At 54.7% G+C, this 20,786-nt stretch carries 17 protein-coding genes and 1 pseudogene; 16 read left to right on the forward strand and 2 right to left on the reverse strand.

Annotated elements, in window-relative coordinates; translation table 11 throughout:
- Nucleotides 1–274: hypothetical protein (locus tag QZV76_RS06485; RefSeq protein WP_290599152.1), on the forward strand; the 274-nt coding region annotated here is incomplete at its 5' end.
- A 157-nt stretch (nucleotides 275–431) separates the two neighbouring features.
- Here the strand turns inward: QZV76_RS06485 and QZV76_RS06490 are convergent.
- Complete coding sequence (locus QZV76_RS06490) at nucleotides 432–908, reverse strand: inorganic diphosphatase (protein ID WP_290599153.1); 477 nt, start codon at nucleotides 906–908, stop codon at nucleotides 432–434.
- Nucleotides 909–1,078: 170 nt separating this feature from the next.
- Here QZV76_RS06490 and dacB (QZV76_RS06495) point away from each other — a divergent pair, with 170 nt between their 5' ends.
- The 13 genes from dacB (QZV76_RS06495) to QZV76_RS06555 all read left to right on the forward strand — a co-directional run bounded on the left by dacB (QZV76_RS06495) (nucleotide 1,079) and on the right by QZV76_RS06555 (nucleotide 14,529).
- On the forward strand, nucleotides 1,079–2,476 hold the full coding sequence (gene dacB, locus QZV76_RS06495) for a D-alanyl-D-alanine carboxypeptidase/D-alanyl-D-alanine-endopeptidase (protein WP_290599154.1): 1,398 nt from the start codon (nucleotides 1,079–1,081) through the stop codon (nucleotides 2,474–2,476).
- Between the two features lie 60 nt (nucleotides 2,477–2,536).
- Nucleotides 2,537–3,985: a D-alanyl-D-alanine carboxypeptidase/D-alanyl-D-alanine-endopeptidase gene (gene dacB, locus QZV76_RS06500; protein WP_290599155.1), complete on the forward strand. Its 1,449-nt coding sequence runs from the start codon at nucleotides 2,537–2,539 to the stop codon at nucleotides 3,983–3,985.
- Nucleotides 3,986–4,039: 54 nt separating this feature from the next.
- Complete coding sequence (gene tilS / locus QZV76_RS06505) at nucleotides 4,040–5,119, forward strand: tRNA lysidine(34) synthetase TilS (protein ID WP_290599156.1); 1,080 nt, start codon at nucleotides 4,040–4,042, stop codon at nucleotides 5,117–5,119.
- Nucleotides 5,120–5,295: 176 nt separating this feature from the next.
- Nucleotides 5,296–5,874, forward strand: a complete 579-nt coding sequence (gene hpt, locus QZV76_RS06510) for a hypoxanthine phosphoribosyltransferase (RefSeq protein WP_290599157.1) — start codon at nucleotides 5,296–5,298, stop codon at nucleotides 5,872–5,874.
- Nucleotides 5,875–6,021: 147 nt separating this feature from the next.
- Nucleotides 6,022–8,262, forward strand: coding sequence for an ATP-dependent zinc metalloprotease FtsH (ftsH, locus tag QZV76_RS06515; RefSeq protein ID WP_290599159.1), 2,241 nt, complete (start codon nucleotides 6,022–6,024; stop codon nucleotides 8,260–8,262).
- Nucleotides 8,259–8,846, forward strand: coding sequence for a GTP cyclohydrolase I FolE (gene folE, locus QZV76_RS06520; RefSeq protein ID WP_290599160.1), 588 nt, complete (start codon nucleotides 8,259–8,261; stop codon nucleotides 8,844–8,846). Before ftsH ends, folE begins: the two co-directional genes overlap by 4 nt.
- Before the next feature lie 45 nt (nucleotides 8,847–8,891).
- The gene (gene folP / locus QZV76_RS06525; RefSeq protein ID WP_290599162.1) at nucleotides 8,892–9,755 is read left to right on the forward strand and encodes a dihydropteroate synthase; all 864 of its coding nucleotides are present in this window, start codon (nucleotides 8,892–8,894) and stop codon (nucleotides 9,753–9,755) included.
- Nucleotides 9,756–9,757: 2 nt separating this feature from the next.
- Nucleotides 9,758–10,180 (forward strand): dihydroneopterin aldolase, encoded by a 423-nt coding sequence (gene folB, locus QZV76_RS06530; protein ID WP_290599163.1) that lies wholly within the window; start codon nucleotides 9,758–9,760, stop codon nucleotides 10,178–10,180.
- On the forward strand, nucleotides 10,177–10,725 hold the full coding sequence (gene folK, locus QZV76_RS06535) for a 2-amino-4-hydroxy-6-hydroxymethyldihydropteridine diphosphokinase (RefSeq protein ID WP_290599164.1): 549 nt from the start codon (nucleotides 10,177–10,179) through the stop codon (nucleotides 10,723–10,725). Before folB ends, folK begins: the two co-directional genes overlap by 4 nt.
- A complete protein-coding gene (locus QZV76_RS06540; protein ID WP_290599165.1) occupies nucleotides 10,722–11,249 on the forward strand; it encodes a DUF3180 domain-containing protein in 528 nt (175 codons plus the stop codon). Before folK ends, QZV76_RS06540 begins: the two co-directional genes overlap by 4 nt.
- Nucleotides 11,250–11,348: 99 nt before the next feature.
- A complete protein-coding gene (locus QZV76_RS06545; RefSeq protein WP_290599166.1) occupies nucleotides 11,349–12,587 on the forward strand; it encodes a DUF6779 domain-containing protein in 1,239 nt (412 codons plus the stop codon).
- A complete protein-coding gene (locus tag QZV76_RS06550; protein WP_290599168.1) occupies nucleotides 12,588–13,436 on the forward strand; it encodes a pantoate--beta-alanine ligase in 849 nt (282 codons plus the stop codon).
- Nucleotides 13,437–13,440: 4 nt separating this feature from the next.
- On the forward strand, nucleotides 13,441–14,529 hold the full coding sequence (locus QZV76_RS06555) for an alpha/beta hydrolase family protein (protein WP_290599169.1): 1,089 nt from the start codon (nucleotides 13,441–13,443) through the stop codon (nucleotides 14,527–14,529).
- Nucleotides 14,530–14,645: 116 nt separating this feature from the next.
- Here QZV76_RS06555 and QZV76_RS06560 read toward each other — a convergent pair whose 3' ends face one another.
- Complete coding sequence (locus tag QZV76_RS06560; protein ID WP_290599235.1) at nucleotides 14,646–16,067, reverse strand: MFS transporter; 1,422 nt, start codon at nucleotides 16,065–16,067, stop codon at nucleotides 14,646–14,648.
- Between the two features lie 356 nt (nucleotides 16,068–16,423).
- Between QZV76_RS06560 and lysS the strand changes: the two genes are divergently transcribed.
- Nucleotides 16,424–17,977, forward strand: a complete 1,554-nt coding sequence (lysS, locus tag QZV76_RS06565; RefSeq protein ID WP_290599237.1) for a lysine--tRNA ligase — start codon at nucleotides 16,424–16,426, stop codon at nucleotides 17,975–17,977.
- A 156-nt stretch (nucleotides 17,978–18,133) separates the two neighbouring features.
- Nucleotides 18,134–20,635: pseudogene (locus QZV76_RS06570) on the forward strand (ATP-dependent Clp protease ATP-binding subunit); the annotation flags it as partial.
- Between the last annotated feature and the right edge of the window lie 151 nt (nucleotides 20,636–20,786).

A 20,786-nucleotide genomic window follows, 5' to 3' on the forward strand; every position in this document is an offset into this window, starting at 1 on the left:
CCCCAACCTGGTAATCTCCCTCGCGGTCCTATCCGCCACCCTGATGATCCCCTCTACGGCACCGGACGATAAACACAGGACGCAAACACCCAGGACAGGACTCAACACACACCAGACGCTAAACATTGAACTAGTCACCAAATACCGGGTACGCGACACCACTCAATTAATGCGAGTGGGAAGGAATTGGGGGACTACCGAACTATCGGAAGAAACCAGGAATGGAAAGAATAGAAAAATAGAAGAAAACTCCACCACAGAATTAACGTCATGACAACGATTAGCGTCATGGCAACGTTAGTGGCGGAGTCTTCTTTCTATCGTCCTATCGCAAGTATTACGGCAGCATAGTCACTGTATAGCTACTGTCACTGTAGGCAGTTTCAAATTACCTACCTGTCTGGCTGTGGCTGCCCAGTGTCTACTCGCTTTTAGCCCTGGAAACGTTCTTTGGCTTGTTCAAGGATTTTTTCAGCGGCAGCCTTGTCGCCCCAACCAGTGCCAGAGACTTCCTTGTTGGGCTCTAGGTCCTTGTAGTGGACGAAGAAGTGTTCAATCTCGTCGCGGAGATTCTGCGGCACATCATTGATGTCTTGAATGTGGTTCCAGCGTACGTCGTCGAGGACGGCGATCAGTTTGTCGTCTCCACCGGCTTCATCGGTCATGTTGAAAACGCCAACGATGCGGGCGGGGACAACGCATCCGGGGAAGACGGGTTCGGGGAGAATGACGAGGGCGTCCAGCGGGTCTCCGTCTTCGCCGAGTGTGTGGTCAATGTAGCCGTAGTCGGCAGGGTAGGCCATGGGGGTGAAGAGGTAGCGGTCGAGGCAGACACGTCCGGTTTCGTGGTCAACTTCGTACTTGTTGCGGGAACCCTTGGGGATCTCGATGGTAACGTCAAGGCTCATTGTGTAACCAACCTTTGCTGCAAGAAATAATAGTTTCTTACAGGATAGTCCAGGGTCGCACGGAGCTTGTGATTCGTGACAGAATGAAGCAGGATTGCGTTTGCATAATGTGGCATGCGTTTGGACAATAGTGGGCAACGTTTCACGTAACGTTTGGAAAAGGGCCGTTGATGAAAGACCATAGGCGTCTCGCCATCACCACCTCTATACTGGTGGTTCTTCTGCTTGTGGTGGGTGCCGTTGTGGCGTTCAATGTGGTGCCGCGCGTGCGGGGGTTGAATTCTTCGGATGCGTCCTCCTGGATGAAGGGTGTGGCGCTTCCTCCCGATACTGATAAACGTGACGATGCATTCCGTCCCGTTTCTAAAGATGCTCCTATTCCCGATACTGATGTGTTGGCTTCGCGGCTTAATAGTTTGCTTGCTGCTGCTGGTGTTGAGCATTTCACTGGTTCTGTACAGGATGCGATGACGGGAAAAGACTTGTGGAGAAAGAATTCTGATAAGTCTCTTCAGTCTGCCAGTGTGATGAAGCTACTTACCGCCCAGGCGGCTCTCCGTGTGCTGTCTGATGAGCAGCGGGTGAAAACGGAGACTCTTCTCCTTAATGGGGACACTGTCGTATTACGTGGCTATGGTGACGTTACCTTGTCTGATGCGAGTAAAGGGCAGGATAGTTTCTACCATGGTGCGGCCCGTATTGAGGATCTTGCGCAGCATACAGAAACCATGCTGCGGAAACGCGGCATCACTGTGCGGAAACTTATTGTTGATACGTCCCTCTACCGTGGATCTACTATGGCGCCAGGCTGGAATACGGAGGATATTGGTGGCGGTTCCATTGCCCCCATGTCTCCCACAATGGTGAATGGTGCCCGTCTTGATGCAACAGGGGAGGATTCCCCCCGCACTGTCGATCCTGCTATGCAAGTGGGTCGTGCGCTTGCCCAGCATCTTGGTATTGCTGTCGATAATGTTACTGTCACCAGTAAGAAGACGAATACGTCTACGATGTTGGGGAGGGTGTGGTCGGCGCCTCTTATTACCCGCTTGCATGATGTTCTTATTCATTCCGACAATGTGTTGGCGGAGGCAATTGGCCGTGAAATTGCGGTGCAGCAGGGGAAGCCTGCCACGTTTGCTGGTGCTACGGAGTCCATACGCCATATTTTGGGCGACAATGGTGTTACGACAGTCGGTTTGACGATGTTCGATGCCTCCGGCCTGTCGCTTAAGAACAGAGTGTCGTCCCATACTTTGGTGGATGTTCTTCGCTTGTCTGCGACACAGGATCAGAATCGCGCAATCCTTGATGATCTTCCTGTTTCTGGTGGATCTGGTACTCTTTCCAATCGTTTCTATGACGGTTCCCTAGCGCGTGGTTGGGTGCGTGCCAAGACTGGAACATTGTCGTCTGCTAGTAGTTTGGCGGGCATTGTGGTTACCCGGGATGGGCGTGTCCTGGTATTTGCCTTCATTATCAATGGTGAGGAGCCGTCTGCGGCCCGCCCAGTGCTGGATGCGCTTGCGACAAGCCTGCAGGCGTGTGGGTGTCAGCCGGCTCATTAGGCCAGGTCACCAGTGTGGGGAGGGAGAGTGTGTAAGGAGAGAAGATAGTAGCATAGGTCTATGCGTATGCCCTCTCGCCTATTCCGCTCCCACTTGGCCCGTACTTCTACTCCTGCTATTGCTTCTGTTCGTGCCTCTGTCTGTACTTCTATCTGTGCAGCGCTGACTGTAACAGCAATGGTTGTTTCTTCCGCAACGGCAGGAGCGTCTCCTGCGTCCCTGTCTGCGGAGTCCCCGGCGGCAGAATCTTTAGCGGTAAGCGGTGGTGTCAGTAATGCCATCGGGATTGATGGGGTAGGGAATAGTGCGTGTACGCAAAGAATGCAGAAGGCTTTAACATCTGTTCTCCAAGCTAGTGGGGTTAATTCTTTCGGCGGTATTGTGCACAGTGCGGGTAATAGTGTGGTGGGTAATAGTGCAAAGCCTGTGTGGCAGAGTAACGCTGACCGTGCGCTGGCTCCCGCATCTATTACGAAACTGTTGACAGCCTCCGCAGCTCTCCATACTTTGCAGCCGACAAAACGGCAAGAAACTGGCGTTTACCTGGCTATTGATGGAAGTTTGGTCCTGCGTGGCACGGGCGATGTGACATTGTCACGGCGTGCTACCGCCCCCACGTTTTACACGAATGCTGCCCGCATTTCGGATCTCGCCCAGCAGGTTTCACACAAGGTGAAGTATCTTCCCATTAAGCCGAAGCGGCTGATTGTGGATACGTCTTTCTACACGGGGCCAGATATGGCGCGTGGGTGGGATCGCTGGGATATTGGCGGCGGCAGTATAGCGCCCATAGTTCCGGCCATGCTCGATGGTGGCCGTATCCATGATGCTGGCTGGTATAGTCCCCACACTCCCACACCGTCCCTGCAAGTGGGGGCTACGCTTGCCCAATATTTGGGCATTGATGGGCTAAAAATAGAGGTCGGGAAACCACCTCTGGCGCTACTTCCCTTGGGGAAGGTACATTCGGCGCCTTTGCGTGATCGTCTGCATGACATGCTTATTCATTCCGATAATGTGCTGGCGGAGTCCATTGGGCGAGAAGTTGCGAGTGAGATGGGGCATCCGGCTAGTTTCCGGGGTGCCGCAGATGCTGTAATTGCCACTGTGGGTTCCCATAATGTTCCTACGCGGGGTGCTGTTTTGGAGGATACGTCTGGCCTTTCCTCCTATGATCGTCTGGCGCCGCGCACTATAGAGGAAACGCTACGTCCGCATAATTTTTCCGAGAAAAGAGATGTGACGGACATTATTCGCGATAATCTGCCGGTGGCGGGGGAGAGTGGCACACTGCGGTATCGCTTCGGGGGAGAGAATGCTGCCGCGCGGGGCCATATTCGTGCGAAAACGGGATCGTTGAATAATGTCAGTACGCTGGCGGGTATTGCGTATAGTGCCCGCTCGAATACACCGTACTACTTTGCGTTTCTGGTGAACGATACGGTGTATTGGTTGGCGACGATGCTCGTTGATAACTTGGCCGCCACTGTTTACCGTACGGGGTGTTAGCTGATGGTGTCGACGCCGCAACCGGCAAAACTGCCTAAACCGTCTAAAACGCCAGTGCTGAGCTCTGCTGCGCCACTGCCGCATGCCTCCACGTTTGGCGGGTCTGGAGATCCCCACATGTGGGCGGTGACGAAAGCTGTCCGCGCATGGTGGGAGAAACATGGTAGGCCAGCACAATTGTGTGTGGCTCTTTCCGGTGGGGCCGATTCTCTCGCACTTACCGCGGGGGCAGTCCGTACCGGCGCACAGGTAACGGCGCTCCTTGTTGACCATCAACTACAAGAAGGATCCGGGCAGGTTGCTCACCATGCTGCTGAGCAGGCTCGTCAATTGGGATGTGTTGAGGCACTTGTTATTCCCATTGTTATTAACGATGAAAACGGCCTCGGTATGGAGGGTGCGGCGCGGGAGGCCCGCTATGCAGCCTTGGATATGATGCGCGCTGGACGCCCAGTTTTGTTGGGACACACGCAAGATGACCAGGCGGAAACGCTACTATTGGGTTTGCTGCGTGGTTCGGGGCCGCACGCTATTGCCGGCATGAGTGACTGGGATGACCCCTGGGGGCGTCCGCTGCTTGGCCTACGCCGTGCCGATACGCATGCTGCTTGCGCGGAGCACGCTATTGACGTGTGGAATGATCCACAAAATAAGGATTCCGCGTTCACGCGTGTGTGTGTACGCCACGAGGTAATTCCCCTTTTGCAGGAGATTAGTGGGGGAGAGATTGTGCCGGCGTTGGCGCGTACAGCTCAACTGGTGCGGGAAGATGCTGACGAACTAGATAGCCAGGCAGACACCATACTGCGGGAGGCACTACAGCGGAGTGATGGCAGCGGGGAGCTTCCCCTGGACTCATTGCGTGAGCTTCCTCTTCCCACATTGCGGCGTGTACTGCGATTATGGCTGCATGCGCATGGTCATACGCAGGCAGGCTATACGCATTTGCAGGAGGTAGCGCGTCTTGTGACGGACTGGCATGGGCAAGGTCCCATTGCATTACCCGGTGGAGACATTGTGAAACGGCAGGATAAGGCGCTCTATTTTGTGCCTGTTGTGCCGGCTGCAGATTCTGCATCATCTGCATTATCGATGGGGTGCGGGCATGCGCATGGCTGCCGTCATGGTCATTAGCGTGTCTCTAGAGGTGTATTCAGGGTGACATCTTCGATAACGTCCTCTGAATAGATTTAGGTGTTTAGGGTGTAGACAAACTATCCTACGAAAGGTAGGACGCACAGACCGTGCCCTACGGACACCCCGCATTTGGTAGAGACCCCACCACGGATCAGACACGTCAGAGGAAACCGATGAGTACTGTGCCGGAATCAGCAACCTCCTACTATGAAAACTCCATCGAAGAGGTTCTTATCGATGAAGAAACACTCTCCAAGCGTGTTAAAGAACTAGCCGAGGCAACCGCCGCCCGACACGCTGATGACCCCGAGGATCTCATCCTTATCTGCGTCCTTAAAGGCGCCGTCATGTTCCTCACGGATTTCTCCCGCGCACTCCCCATTCCCAACCAGATGGAGTTCATGGCCGTCTCCTCCTATGGTGCCGGCGCAAGCTCTTCCGGTGTTGTTCGCATTCTGAAAGACTTGGAGCGCGATATTACCGGCCGCGATGTTGTTATCTTGGAGGACATTCTCGATTCCGGTCTCACACTTTCCTGGCTACTGCGTAACCTTTCTGCCCGTAACCCCCGCTCCCTCGAAGTAGTAACCTTGCTGCGCAAACCGGAAGCACGCCAAACTGTTAACGTGGAGTGCACCGATGTGGGATTCGACATTGACGATGATTTCGTTGTTGGCTACGGTCTGGATTTCAACGAACAATTCCGTTCCCTCCCCTTCGTCGCCAAGTTGAAGCCTGAAGTTTTTCAGTAACTGCTACTGACGTTTCACCCGGCATGAATAAGCATGAATGAATAAACCGGGTATTGTGCGAAAAAAGGCGTGAGTGGCGTCTAACCGGTACTGTGTACGTAGATACATTAGAGAAGGGATGGGCCACTCCATACGGCCCGCATGTGCATGAACCGTAAGAAGCTGTTTCGTAACATCGGCATTATTGCCTTTATCGTGCTGCTTTTTGTTGGCCTGTCGTTCTTCGGAGGTAACAACTCCGTTGACTACCAGTCCGTCAACACCTCTACCATCCTGCAACAAATAAAGGGTGACAATGTTGAGAAGGCAGTAGTAGAAGACCGTGAACAGGTCCTCAAAGTCATTCTGAAAAAGAAAACAAAAGTAGAACCTGCGGAACCACAAAAGCAGGGACTATTCGGATCCACATCCAAACAGGGTGACTCGGGGGACAAGAAACACGTCGAAGCGAAAGCTCTCTCCGCCCAGTATCCGGCTGCTTCTGCCGACGACATCTTCAGCCTCCTGCAGGAATCCAAAGTAGATGCCTTCACAACTGAAGTACACCAGTCCAGCTGGTTCACCCAGGCTCTTATCTACCTAGGCCCCACCCTGCTGCTGGTGCTTCTCATGATCTGGTTCTTCGGCCGAATGCAGAAGAACGGCCCCATGGGGTTCGGTAAATCCTTCGCCAGTGGCGTCAACAAAGACCGTCCCACCACCACGTTTAAGGATGTGGCTGGTGAAGATGAGGCAGTGGAAGAACTCAATGAAATTAAGGACTTCCTGCAGCACCCGGAACGCTACGAAAAACTTGGCGCGAAAATCCCCCGCGGTGTCCTCCTCTACGGTCCCCCAGGCACCGGTAAAACCCTCCTGGCACGCGCTGTCGCCGGCGAAGCTGGCGTACCTTTCTTCTCCATCTCCGGCTCTGATTTCGTAGAAATGTTCGCAGGTGTTGGTGCCTCCCGTGTCCGCGAACTCTTCGACCAGGCAAAAAAGAATAACCCCAGCATTATCTTCATTGATGAGATTGACGCCGTCGGCCGCCAGCGTGGTGCCGGTATTGGCGGCGGCCACGATGAACGCGAACAAACCCTCAACCAGCTACTAGTGGAGATGGATGGCTTTGAGGACCGGCAGAGCGTCATTCTTATTGCCGCCACAAACCGCGTTGACGTCCTGGACCCCGCACTCTTGCGCCCTGGCCGTTTTGACCGCCAGATTCCCGTCACCAACCCGGATCTGAAAGGCCGCCAAGCCATTCTCAAAGTGCACGCGGAAGGAAAGCCCTTCACGAAAGACTGCGACCTTGACGCCCTCGCTAAGCGCACAGTGGGCTTCTCCGGCGCTGATCTAGCCAACGTCTTGAATGAGGCGGCCTTGCTCACCGCTCGCCAAAACCAAAAAGCTATTACCCCAGACAACCTAGAGGAAGCCACCGACCGTGTTATTGGCGGGCCACGCCGTACTGGCCGCATTATTTCCGAAAAGGAAAAGAAAGTGACAGCCTACCACGAGGCTGGCCACACTATTTGTGCATGGGCCATGCCGCAAATGGATCCCGTCTACAAAGTCACTATCCTGCCGCGTGGCCGCACCGGCGGCTACTCCATGGTGGCGGGAGAAGACGACTCCGGCCTGCGGACCCGCACCCAGCTGCTCAGCCAGATCGTGTTCGCCATGGGCGGACGCACCTCGGAAGAACTCGTGTTCGCGGAACCCACCACAGGTGCCTCCAACGATATTGAGCAGGCCACCAAGATAGCCCGCGCCATGGTGAGCGAATGGGGCATGAGTGCCAAACTGGGGCCCGTCAAGTACGGGGAGGAAGAAGGCGACCCATTCCTGGGTCGCACCCTCGGTACCAAGTCCACCTACTCGCATGAGGTTGCCCGCGACATTGACGAGGAAGTACACCGCATTATTGACGCCTGCCACACGGAGGCGTGGGAAACCCTCACTCAGTATCGGGATCTGCTTGATAACCTCGCCTTTGCCCTCTTGGAGAAGGAAACTCTGCGACGCCCTGACCTGGAGGAGATTCTAGGAAGTATTGAGACTCGCCCACGTATTACCGAGTTTGACGATTTCGGCGAGCGTACTCCGTCCACACAACCACCAGTAAAGACACCTGGTGAACTGGCGAAGGAACGCGGCGAAGAATGGCCGCCGAAGATAGGTAAGCAGGCTTTGCCGGAGATCAGTGAAGACGATATTGTTCACTACTCCAGCCCGGATAAACCCGCGCAGCCGGGTCGTCCCACGCAGTCTTCTGATTCTTCGTCACAGCGACAGTCGCGCCATCATTCTGATGATGCGCAGCAGAATGGCCGCGGGGATAGCGATAACCGCCGTGGAGGCCTCTTCGGTGGATGGGGTTTTGGTAAGAATCGACGCGATAAATGAGTTACGGAGAATATGACGCACAACGTGTAGAACACGCTGTTCGGGAACTCCTCATCGGCATTGGTGAAGATCCCGACCGGGAAGGGCTCCGCGACACCCCCAGCCGGGTAGCACGCGCCTACACCGAAATTTTCGGTGGTCTACATTGCGACCCTGCTGACGTTCTTGCCACGTCTTTCACTGAAGGCTATGACGAGCTTGTTTTGGTGCGTGATATTCCCGTGTACAGCATGTGTGAACACCACCTACTGCCCTTCCACGGGGTAGCCCATATTGGCTATATCCCCAATAAAGAAACTGGCCGTATTATGGGCTTATCGAAGCTGGCCCGGCTGGTGGACCTCTATGCGAAGCGGCCACAGATACAGGAGCGGCTCACTGGCCAGGTAGCCGACGCCATTATGGATCGTTTGGATGCGCGTGGTGCTGTGGTTGTTATTGAATGCGAGCATTTGTGTATGGCTATGCGGGGTATTCGTAAACCTGGTGCCATCACTACTACCAGTGCGGTGCGGGGCAGCCTGCGCGCTAATGCCACGTCGCGGGCGGAGGCGTTGGCACTTATTCGGGATCCCCGCTGCTAGTGCCAGTGGATAGTGCTAGTGGATAAGGATGTAGGAAGGACTGCCATGGTTCATTCGCCATGTTTAGTGATGGGTATTCTCAATATCACGCCAGATTCTTTCTCGGATGGTGGTAAGTGGAATACCCGGGATAAAGCCCTTGCCCATGCCCGCGATATGGTGGCGCAGGGTGCGCAGATTATTGATGTGGGTGGGGAATCCACTCGTCCTGGTGCTACGCGTGTCACCGCGGAAGAAGAAGCCGCCCGCGTTGTTCCTATCGTGTCTGCCCTCCACCAGGAGGGTGTGACGGTATCCGTGGATACTATGCGGGCCAGTGTGGCTGCTGCTGCACTGGGGGCGGGTGCGGATCTTATTAACGACGTCTCCGGTGGGGAAGCAGACCCGGATATGCGCCGCGTCATGGCAGATGCGCGAGTCCCGTACTGTGTGATGCATTGGCAAGCTGACAAGTTCGGGGACGCTGCCGGTGCCGCCTATAACGATGCGGATATTGTGGGCAAAGTAATGGGGGACCTGCAGATTCTTGTCCAGCGTGCTCTTGACGCGGGGGTGAAAGAATCCAACATTATCCTGGATCCAGGTTTGGGGTTTGCGAAAACCCGCGACCAAGATTGGGCGTTGCTGAAAGCCCTCCCTACATTTGTTAAGAATGGTTTTCCAGTGCTGATAGGGGCTAGCCGGAAGCGTTTTCTGGGGGACGTGTTGGCAGATACGGACTCACGCTACAGCGTAGAAAGGCCCTCGGAGCCGCCGGAGCGAGATCTGGCGACCAGTGTGGTGTCGGCTTTCTGCGGACACTATGGTGCGTGGGGTGTGCGCGTCCACGATGTGCCTAGCACTGTGCAGGCCTTGGCGGTACAGCAGGCGTGGCAGGCGGGGTGTAATCCTTTCCGAGAGGATGGCTAACTGTGCTGAACCCAGGGACTGGCCCTAGCCTAGACCGCGTTGACCTCACCGGTATTTCTGCCCACGCCTATCACGGGGTAGAAGACTTCGAAAAGAAAGACGGGCAACCTTTTTCGGTTGACGTGTCATTCTGGCTAGACACACGGCAGGCAGGAAGCAGTGACGACCTATGCCACACCGTCAACTACGCCGAAGTTGCCGATATAGCATATCGAGTGTTGACGGGCCCCAGCCTCAACCTGGTGGAAACGCTCGCCCACCGTATTGCCCTACGTATCCTGCAGAAGTATCCGCCCACACAGCGGGTAGACGTATGCGTGCATAAACCATCGGCGCCCATTGAAGTACCGTTTGGTGATGTTGCCGTCACCGTCTCCCGTACCCGAGATGATCTCGCCTCTGCCCCAGGACAGTATTCCGCATGACGACGGCATTACTCTCCCTTGGCGCTAACATTGGCGATCCTCTTGCCCAATTACAGTACGCAGCCCACTGCCTAGCACCCTGGTGCTATGCCCATGCCAGTGTGTACCGGACCGCTCCGTGGGGAGTAACCGACCAACCAGAATTCCTCAACAGCGCTGTCCTGGTACGCGATATCTCCGCCACCGCACAGGACTGGCTGTCCCGCGCCCAGACTATTGAACAACAGGCTGGCCGTACACGAGAAGTGCATTGGGGGCCACGTACTTTAGACATTGACATCATTGCCTGCTGGCACAACGATGACAATAACACCCCCATTATTTCCACCGACCCCCACCTCACCCTCCCGCACCCGTATGCGCTAGAACGGAGCTTTGTGCTGGTACCCGCCCTGGAAATACTGTCTTACCACCATCCAAATCTTCCCCTCACAACAGAATTTCGGCAGGCACTTACCGCATTACGCTCACGAGATCCGGCCGCAGAGACTAGCATTCAACGAGACGTCACCCTTCAGCTTGTTCCCGGAGGAGCGCTTTCATGAAGACACCTGAGCACACTCCCGAGGAGCCGCAGAACGATAACAAACTGCATCTCACGTCTGTCAGCTCTCTTCTGGTATGGGCGGCAGTATGCGCATTTTGTGCCTGGCTGATGGTGTCGACGTTCTACTCCACCCTGGCTGACTTCACCATCTGGGTAAGTATCCCCGTCATCATTCTCGCTATTGTTGACGGGATCCTGGCTTTCTACATTCACCGCGCTATCGAACGTAACCAGGTGGGGCAGGATCATCACCAGTTGCATCCCGTCCGCGCCGCCCGCGCATTCGTGTTAGGCAGGGCATCCGCTTTTGCGGGGGCTGTCTTTTGTGGTGCCGGTATAGGTTCCGGTGTTTATGTGTGGCCCCGCATCCATACATTATCTGCTGCACAGGCAGATTCTCCCGGCATTATTGTGTTTACCGTGGCAGGTTTCCTGCTGGCGGTGGCGGGATTAGTACTAGAGCGAGCGTGCCGAATTCCGCCGGATCAGATGGAAAAAGACGCTGCTGGCGCACAAACATAACGTTATTGCTGGCAGTATGCGAAAAATTCTTGAGTAATCACAGTACTTAGTTTTGGTAAACAGTGCAGTTCTCCCGCAAAACCCGGTATCCTCGACGGTATGGATGCACCCGAATCAGCAGATGTAGAAGAGCGTGACGGCGGTCGTGTGAGTCGTTCCTCGCACTCTCACAATACGTGGCCCATAGTGGGTTTAGTGGTATTGGTCGTTTTGGCTATTGCTGCCACTGTTGTCATCATGCTCACAGATTCGAATGTAGGACTGCGCGTAGCCGTGGGGGTAGCCCTCTGGGCAGCTGTCTTGGGTGCTCTTCTTATGATGTACTACCAGCGCCGGGCCAGCCAGTACACGTCGCGAAATGGTCTTATCGCCGAGGACTATGAGCGTGCTCTGCAGCGTGAACTCGACAAGCGTGATGCGGCAGAACAGAAACGCCGCGAGGAGCTGGAGGAAGCCTCCCGGGAAGAAGTAGAGCAGCTGCGGGAAGAGCTTTCGGAATTACGGATTTCGTTGGCGCAGTTCTTTGATCCTGATTTTGATGATCAGCTCGCTATTAGCGATGGTCAAGGCTACTACTATTACCCGGATAACTCCTATGGGTATTCTTCCGATACTGACTACTCTGATGCTGATGACCTTGGCTCTGATTACTCCAGCTCTGCCTATGCTGAGGCTAGCCCCGATTACGGTGATTCGGATTACGATTTCGCCACACAGGGGTACGCCTATACATACACAGAAGATGACACACCAGAAGCACACGTTGTTCACGATGCACAGGTAGTGTTTGAAACACGTCACCCGGGTGAAAGTACTACCGGAAATACTGTTGGTGCCGGTGATGACACGCTGTCGAGTATTGTTGTCCCCAGCTTTTTCATGGATCATATCGACAACTCAACGGAAGATTCAGCAGAGGACTCGTCAGAAAAACCGGCAGAAAAGCCAGTTGAAAAGCCGGTAGAAAAGCCAGCAGAAAAACAAGCGAAGAAGTCCGCAACTATAGATTGGGACGCTTTTAGCTCTGGCCAGTCCACTCATAAATCTTCCCATAGTTCCTACAGTCCCAAGCGCGCTCACGATGGTGCAGCTACAGTATCCCCAGCATCCTCGGCATCTTCCGCGTCTTCTACTGCTTCAGCTAGCACGGGTCGACATGGCTCACATGGGACAAGGACGACAGACAATGCCAGCGCTTCTGCACATACCGAAAAAGCGTATGCAGAAAGAGAAGGCGGGCACCATGCCGCGCATAGCCATGACCAGGAACAGTCAGGCGCGCACACTAATGGTCTTAGCTTGGCAGATATTATGAAGCGACTGGAGCGGGACGCGTAAATGCTTTCCAACCCCGGATACCATCCAGGTACAGTTACCTGCCATACACATCCGCAAAGTATTGCGCAGGTAGCACGAGCTCTGCATGCTACCCATCGGCAACTTATTGTGGTGCCTACGCACGGCCATTTACACGGTGGGCACGCTGGAGTCATTGAGACCGCTGCGCGTGTGCCCGGCAGCGTCGTCATTGTCTCATCGCTATGCGCAGACAATGCTCACCTTGATGCTGTTGCGGCGGACTGCCAATTCCTGCAGTCATTGCCGGGCTGCCCCGCCTCACTCTTCTTCGCACCCGCCTGGGAAACACTGTTCCCACATGGACTGCGCACTATGGTACGGCTCAATGATCCTGACGTTATTGTTCCTCCTCCACCGGGGATAGAGGAGTCATTAACTGTGCACATGGCGTTGCTGTCACTCCTGCATCCGCAGCGTCTTTTCGTAGGGGAGAGGGATTTTTACCAGCTGGTGGCACTTCGTCACCTTGTGAAAGATCTGTGCCTTCCCACCACAGTGACGGGTGTGGACACGTTGCGGAATAGCGACGGTGTAGCTATTAGCCGCTTCAGTGAGCAACCCCGCATGGCCCCAGCACAGGCATTACCGGCCGCCTTGGTTGCCGGTGCACATGCATTCCGCGAGGGTAGCGAGGGCGTTGTTGCGGCAGCTAAGAATGTTCTTATGGCTGAGCCTAAGCTCCACGACCCGCAGGTTGCGGTAACAAATTATGATTTGGGCCCCGCTCCCGCAGAGGGGGATGCGCGGCTTCTTGTGTCTGCCTATCTGGCAGACGGAACATATTGCCACGATAATATCGGTCTCATGCTGGGTATCTCTGAGGACTAACACCATGGCTACTCTTTCACGCCGCCTTGTCGCCGGTGCTCTTTCTGGTGCACTTCTTATGTCTGCAGTGTTCTTCACTAACGCTGCACCGTGTGCGTTTGCGGAGCAGGAAAAACAGCCCCGCGTTCTTGCCGATGAACCGTTCCCACAAATTCCAGTGGGTGCTCCTCTTACTGGCAGACAGTATTCTCCGCATCGCAGTTACCTTCGTCCGGGCTGCACGTGGGATGTTTTTGGGCGTGGTCTGCAGCAGTGTAACGTGTATTCGCACGCGATGAAGCGGACAATTCCGGTGGAGATTATGCCGGCGAAAACACCTGGTAATCCGCGTATTGTAATGGCTCTTGACGGGTACGGCACCAACAATAAGAACAATGGTTTTATTTTTGGTGGCGATCTACATGGCCATTTGGCGAACTACGATGTTACCTTAGTTGCCCCCATTTCCGGTGATTACGCTGCTGGTACCTACTACACCGATTACGCGTCCCCACTGGATAATGGGAAAACTATTCGCTGGGAAACTTTCCTTGTCCAGGAGCTACCTCATTACCTTTCCCAGTATTTTCGTGTTCCAGTGCGTCCCCATTCCACAGCATTAGTGGGGTTATCCATGGGATCAGTGGGCATTATGAATCTCGCGCAGCGTTTCCCCGAACGTTATAGCGCGGTGGACTCGATGAGTGGTTTCTACACGTTATCAGCACCAGCGCAGGCAAGTTCTTTGGCAATGGGAAGTGCGTTAATGGGGTATCGTCCTCGCGCAATGTGGGGTGCGTGGCCCAGTTCCCAGTGGAAAGCACATGACCCGGCGTTAAATATTCGCCGCTACACCATGCCTGTGCGTGTGTCGTGCGGTAGTGGAAAAACGTTGACGGGGGTGGAGCCGTCACCTTTTGCGGTTACTGCGGAGGTGGCGTCCCACTCTAATACAGTGGTTTTTAAAAAGTTGGTTGAGCATTCTTCGAATCGTTCGCATTTTACGTTCCGGATAGCGGAGAAAGGTGCCCATAACTGGGCATTTTGGTTTGATGATCTCTACCGTCGGGGCGGGTATGTATTCCTTTTGCGCCATCTTGGGCTTATTCGGTAAGTAAGGGCTTTAAGTACGGGAATACTGGAGGAAATCTAGAGGAAAAGGCTGCCTGCTTCATCGTTACGACGAGGCAGGCAGCCTTTTAATGTAGGTGGATAGTGAAATACGGAGGCTTAGGATTCCAATTCTGCTTCTGCTGTTTTGGTTTCCTCTGCTGTTGCATTTTCCTCTTGGGTTGCGCGGACGGCGTCGCGCTTGGCGCGAGCTTTAGCAAGGATTTCTTTTTCCTTGCGGTCAACGAGGCCCAATAGAACGATGGATAGTACAGCGCAGATAATAAGGAAGATAAAGGCTGCACCCCACCCCATGTGCTGGGCGATGGCACCTATGCCGGTGGAGGCCATGGTGGCGCCTAGTACATAACCGAAGAGGCCGGTGAAGCCTGCTGCGGTACCTGCGATATGGGTGGGGGACAGGTCGAGGGCTTGCAAGCCGATCAGCATAACGGGGCCGTAGATGAGGCCACCGGCAAGGGCTAGTGCTGTCCAGGAAACCCACATGGGGGCATCATTTGAAGGCAGCCAGTAGAGCAGGACCGCGAGAATGACACCCACCATGAAGACAATGCCGGTGACGGAGCGACGGCCTTTGAATACACGGTCGGAGATCCAGCCGCAGAGGAGGGTGCCGATAATGCCGGAGATTTCAAAGATGGAGAAACCAGCAATACCTTGGCTAGTTGAGCCGCCACGGACCTGTGCCAGGTAGAGGGGTGCCCAGGAGACGATGCCATAGCGCAGGGTGTAGACGAAGACGTTTGCGAAAGCGAGGTACACCATAGTGGGGTTGCGCAGAATATGGCGGCGAATGGTCTGCCACGTGGATTCTGTTTTGTCAGCTTCGTCAATCTCTACGGGTGCTGGATCATTGTGGTACTCCTCGATGGAGGGTAGCCCCATGGACTGGGGGTTATCTCGTACAAGGAAGAAGGTGATGATAGCTAGAATGAAGCAGATCACTGCGGGGAACCAGAAGGCGGAGGCCCAATTGTCGGATCCGAAGTGGTCGAGGGCGTAGGCGACGAGTGCACCGGAGAGAGCACCGCCGACGTTGTGAGCAATGTTCCACAACGCCATTTTCCCGCCTCGCTCGGAGGTGGAGAACCAGTGCACCATGACGCGGCCGGCGGGAGGCCAGCCCATACCTTGGAAGATGCCGTTGATGGTCATGAGGACGGCGAAGATACTTACCGAAATGGTGCCGTCGGCAGAAATACCAATGAGGATATTGGTTAGGCCGGAGAGGATAAGTCCCAGGGGCATAAAGAAGCGAGCGTTTGCACGGTCACTGATGGTGGCGGCGAAGAATTTTGAGAAACCGTATGCCAGAAGGAGGCAGTTGGCGATAATGCCAATGTCGGTTTTACTAAGTCCGTTTTCGGAAAGAGTATTTGCAACCAGACTGACGTTGTTTCTGATGAGGTAGAAAGAGGCGTAGCCGATGAAGATACCTATGAACACCTGGAATCGTAGGCGGGGGTAGAGCTTATCGACCTCTTTCTGAGGACGTAACGGCTTTGGTTGCGGGGCGCGCAACCAACGTGGGAGTCGAGATGTGGGCTCGGCTTCTACAGTAGCTGTGGTGGTATCCACCGTAGCTGTCGCATCGGCTGTAGTGTTATCCAGTACAGCTTCTTCATCGTATGTGGAATTAATCACCTCATAATTCCTACCGTATGGACTTCTGTGCTCGTTATCGCAATTACAAGCAGTTGCCATAGTTGCCTACACGAAATGTAGTGTCCTCTGTTCTCCATCTTTGTGCCAGATTCATCTAGCTGGCAAAAGGCACTATCCTAGAGAGCGTGACTGATCGCAAAAAAACCCCGCACAATAATTCTTCCGTGGCTGCCGCAGCATCCTCTTCCGCCGAGGACAAGACTCCAGAGCAAATGCGTATCCGGAGGGATAAGCGCACACGCCTGTTAGAAGAGGCGGCGGAAGGCCATGAGGATCGCCATCCGTACCCTGTTGTCGTACCGCGTACGCATACACTGCGTGAGCTTATTGACAATAAGAGTTATGACTCGCTGGCAGACGGTGATGAGTCTGATGACGTCGTCACTATTGCGGGTCGCGTCCTGTTCGTTCGCAACACCGGTAAGCTCTGCTTTGCCCGCCTGCAAGAGGGTGTTACCAACGATACAGCTGCCACCACTGCCCTAGGCGAGGCCGCACAGTTGCAGGTCATGCTGTCGCTGGCAGAAATTGGCGAGGATGCTTTAGCGGAGTGGAAGGCTGACGTAGACCTGGGGGACTTTGTCTATGTGACGGGTCGTGTGTGCCGCTCTAAGCGAGGTGAGCTTTCCGTTATGGCCACGCGGTGGGCTATGGCGTCTAAGTCCTTGCGTCCGCTGCCGGTGGCACATAAGGAGATGAGTGAGGATAGCCGTATTCGCCATCGTTATACGGACCTCATTATGCGGGAAGAGGCCCGTAAGAATGCGATCGTACGTATTAAGGTTGTGCGGGCACTGCGTCACGCTTTGGAGCGTCGCGGCTTCCTCGAGGTGGAAACCCCTATGCTGCAGACGCTGCATGGTGGTGCCGCGGCACGTCCTTTCGCTACCCATTCCAATGCTTTGGATATTGATCTTTACCTCCGCATTGCTCCGGAGCTGTATTTGAAGCGCTGTGTTGTGGGTGGCTTGGATCGTGTTTTTGAGATTAACCGCAACTTCCGTAATGAGGGTGTGGATTCTTCGCATAGTCCAGAATTCGCCATGTTGGAGACCTACCAGGCCTACGGTACCTACGATGATGCTGCCGTCATGATGCGGGAGATTATCCAGGAGATCGCGCTGGAAGTATTCGGATCGACTACCGTCACCTTGGCCGATGGTAGTGAGTATGACTTCGGTGGTGATAGCTGGAAGACCATCGAAATGTATCCTTCCCTCAATGAGGCACTGCACCGGAAGTTCCCGGAGACTATTGGGCTGGAGGTAACAGTTGATACCTCCGTGGAAGAGCTCGAGGATGTTGCCAAGGTTATCGGTTTGGAGGTTCCCCAGAATGCCGGCTGGTTGCATGGCAAGCTGGTGGAGGAAATTTGGGAGCATCTCTGCGCCGATCAGCTAGAGGGCCCCATTTTCGTGCGTGACTTCCCGGTGGAGACGTCTCCACTTACTCGCGATCATCGGTCGAAGCGCGGTGTTACCGAAAAATGGGATCTTTACGTGCGTGGTTTTGAATTGGCGACGGCGTATTCCGAGCTGGTAGATCCGGTTATTCAGCGTCAGCGTTTTGAGGATCAGGCGCGTTTGGCGGCGGCTGGCGACGATGAAGCGATGGTACTTGATGAGGACTTTTTGGAGGCCATGGAACAGGGTATGCCGCCTACCTGTGGTACTGGTATGGGTATTGATCGTTTGTTGATGGCTCTTACTGGGTTGGGTATTCGTGAGACGGTTCTCTTCCCCATGGTGAAGCCACAGTCGAAGTAATAGTGGCAACAGTCATCCTTAAGAGTGTTTGTGACGCATTTCTCACTCTCGTAGGCAGGGAAATACGTCCAGAAGATCGCCTTAGTGTGAATGTAACTATTTAGCCCGCTCGCGCGTTCTATAGAATAGGGAATGCATAGACAGGTAGGGAGACTAATGTTCGAACGGTTTACAGATCGCGCTCGCCGTGTGGTTGTGCTGGCTCAAGAAGAAGCCCGCAATCTCAACCACAATTACATCGGAACTGAGCACATTCTGCTAGGGCTTATTCACGAGGGTGAAGGTGTTGCCGCCCAAGCCCTGGAAGCCATGGGCATTTCCCTTGAATCTGTCCGCGAACAGGTTGAGGAAATTATCGGGCAAGGTACTGAAGCACCTTCCGGACACATTCCTTTCACTCCGCGGGCAAAGAAAGTCCTCGAGTATTCCCTCCGCGAAGCATTACAGTTGGGACACAACTACATTGGCACCGAGCACATTCTGCTGGGGCTTATTCGCGAGGGTGACGGTGTTGCTGCCCAGGTTCTCACGAACCTAGGTGCGGATCTGCCGAGCGTGTGCCAGCAGGTTATCCAACTGCTCAACGGGTACCAGGGGGGTACTCCGGCAGCCGAGAATGTTCAGGAGCCAGCTGCTGCCGCGGTAGCAGCCTCTGCACCATCACGCGGGCGGGGCGGTACTCCGTCTACGTCCCTTGTTCTTGACCAGTTCGGCCGTAACCTTACTGCGGCAGCGCGAGAGGGCAAGCTCGACCCCGTTATTGGGCGCGAGAAAGAAATCGAGCGCATTATGCAGGTACTGTGCCGGCGTACCAAGAATAACCCCTGCCTTATTGGTGAACCTGGCGTTGGTAAAACCGCCGTTGTGGAGGGCCTGGCCCTCGCCATCGCCCACGATGATGTCCCGGATATCCTCGCCAACAAGCAGCTGTACAGTCTGGATCTCTCCAGCATGGTGGCAGGTTCCCGCTACCGTGGTGATTTTGAAGAGCGTATGAAGAAAGTTCTCAAGGAGATCACCCAGCGCGGCGACATCATCATCTTCATTGATGAGATTCACACGCTGGTTGGCGCAGGCGCAGCAGAAGGTTCTATTGACGCCGCCAATATTTTGAAGCCGCGTCTTTCCCGCGGCGAAATTCAGTGCATTGGTGCCACCACCATGGATGAGTACCACAAGCACATTGAGAAAGACGCTGCCCTGGAACGTCGCTTCCAGCCCATTCAGGTGCCGGAGCCAACCCAGGAAATGGCTATCGAAATTCTGAAGGGCCTGCGCGATCGCTACGAGCAGCATCACAAGGTCACTATTACCGATGCAGCTATTGCTAGCGCAGTGGACTTGTCGGCACGCTACATTACCGACCGCTATCTGCCGGATAAGGCAATTGACCTTATTGATGAGGCAGGTGCGCGGCTGCGTATTAAGCGCATGACTGCCCCACCGGACCTGCGCGAATTTGATGACAAGATCGCAGAAGTCCGTGGCCGCAAGGAGTTTGCCATCGACAATCAGGACTTTGAAAAGGCTGCCGCCCTCCGTGACGATGAGAAGAAACTCATTGCGGAACGCAAGGAACGTGAACAGCAGTGGCGTGATGGTGAATCCGCCTCGGACGCCATTGTTGATTCGGAAAACATTGCGGAAGTACTAGCTAACTGGACGGGTATTCCGGTCGCTAAGCTCACCGAGTCTGAATCTAACCGCCTGCTACACATGGAAGATGAGCTGCACAAGCGCATCATTGGCCAGAATGAGGCAGTGCAGGCGGTGGCGCGTGCTATCCGCCGCACCCGCGCCGGTTTAAAGGATCCGAAGCGTCCCGCAGGAACATTCATTTTCGCTGGCCCATCTGGTGTCGGTAAAACTGAGTTGTCGAAGGCGTTGGCAGAGTTCCTCTTTGGCGACGACGATGCACTTATTACCGTCGATATGGGCGAGTATCACGACTCCTACCAGGTGTCCCGCCTCTTTGGTTCCGCCCCCGGCTATGTGGGCTACGAAGAAGGTGGACAGTTGACGGAGAAAGTACGCCGTCGCCCCTTCTCCGTGGTGCTTTTTGACGAGATTGAAAAGGCCCACGAGCGTGTCTATGACTCCCTCATGCAGGTGCTTGACGAAGGCCGCATGACGGACGGACAAGGCCGTGAAGTGGACTTCCGCAATACGGTTATTATCTTCACGTCCAATATTGGCACCCAGGACATTTCCAAGCCCGTGGGTATGGGGTTCCAGGATTCCAAGAATGCGAATGAGAGTAACTACCAGCGCATGCAGAATAAAGTGCGCGAGGGAATGAAGAAGCACTTCCGTCCCGAGTTCCTCAACCGTATTGACGACGTCATTGTGTTCCGCCAGCTCACCGAGGACGAGATTCTCCAGATGGTGGACCTCATGCTTGCCGGTGTACAGAAGCAGCTGCGTGGCCAGGACCTCACTCTGGAGGTGTCGGATCTGGCGAAGCGACTGCTGGCAAAGCGCGGTTTCGATCCCGTATTAGGTGCCCGCCCATTGCGTCGCACTATTCAGCGCTACATTGAGGACGAACTGTCCGAAAAGATCATCTTTGGTGACTTTGTCGCTGGTGACACTATCAAGGTTGACGTCGCTGACTGGGACGCAGAAGGTGCCCACGATGACGCCATCTTCACCTTTACCACTGTGAAATCGGAAGTCCCACAAGCGGATACTTCTTCGGACACGTCCCAGGAAGAAGCTCCACAAGTGGAATAGGTGGAGCACGTACAGGACGATCAACGCTAACTCGTGCCCCGTTTCTACCCATGATATGCGACCCACTATGCGACCT

It is taken from the genome of Lawsonella sp., from assembly GCF_011525565.1.
In the GTDB taxonomy this organism is placed as follows: Bacteria; Actinomycetota; Actinomycetes; order Mycobacteriales; family Mycobacteriaceae; genus Lawsonella; species Lawsonella clevelandensis_A.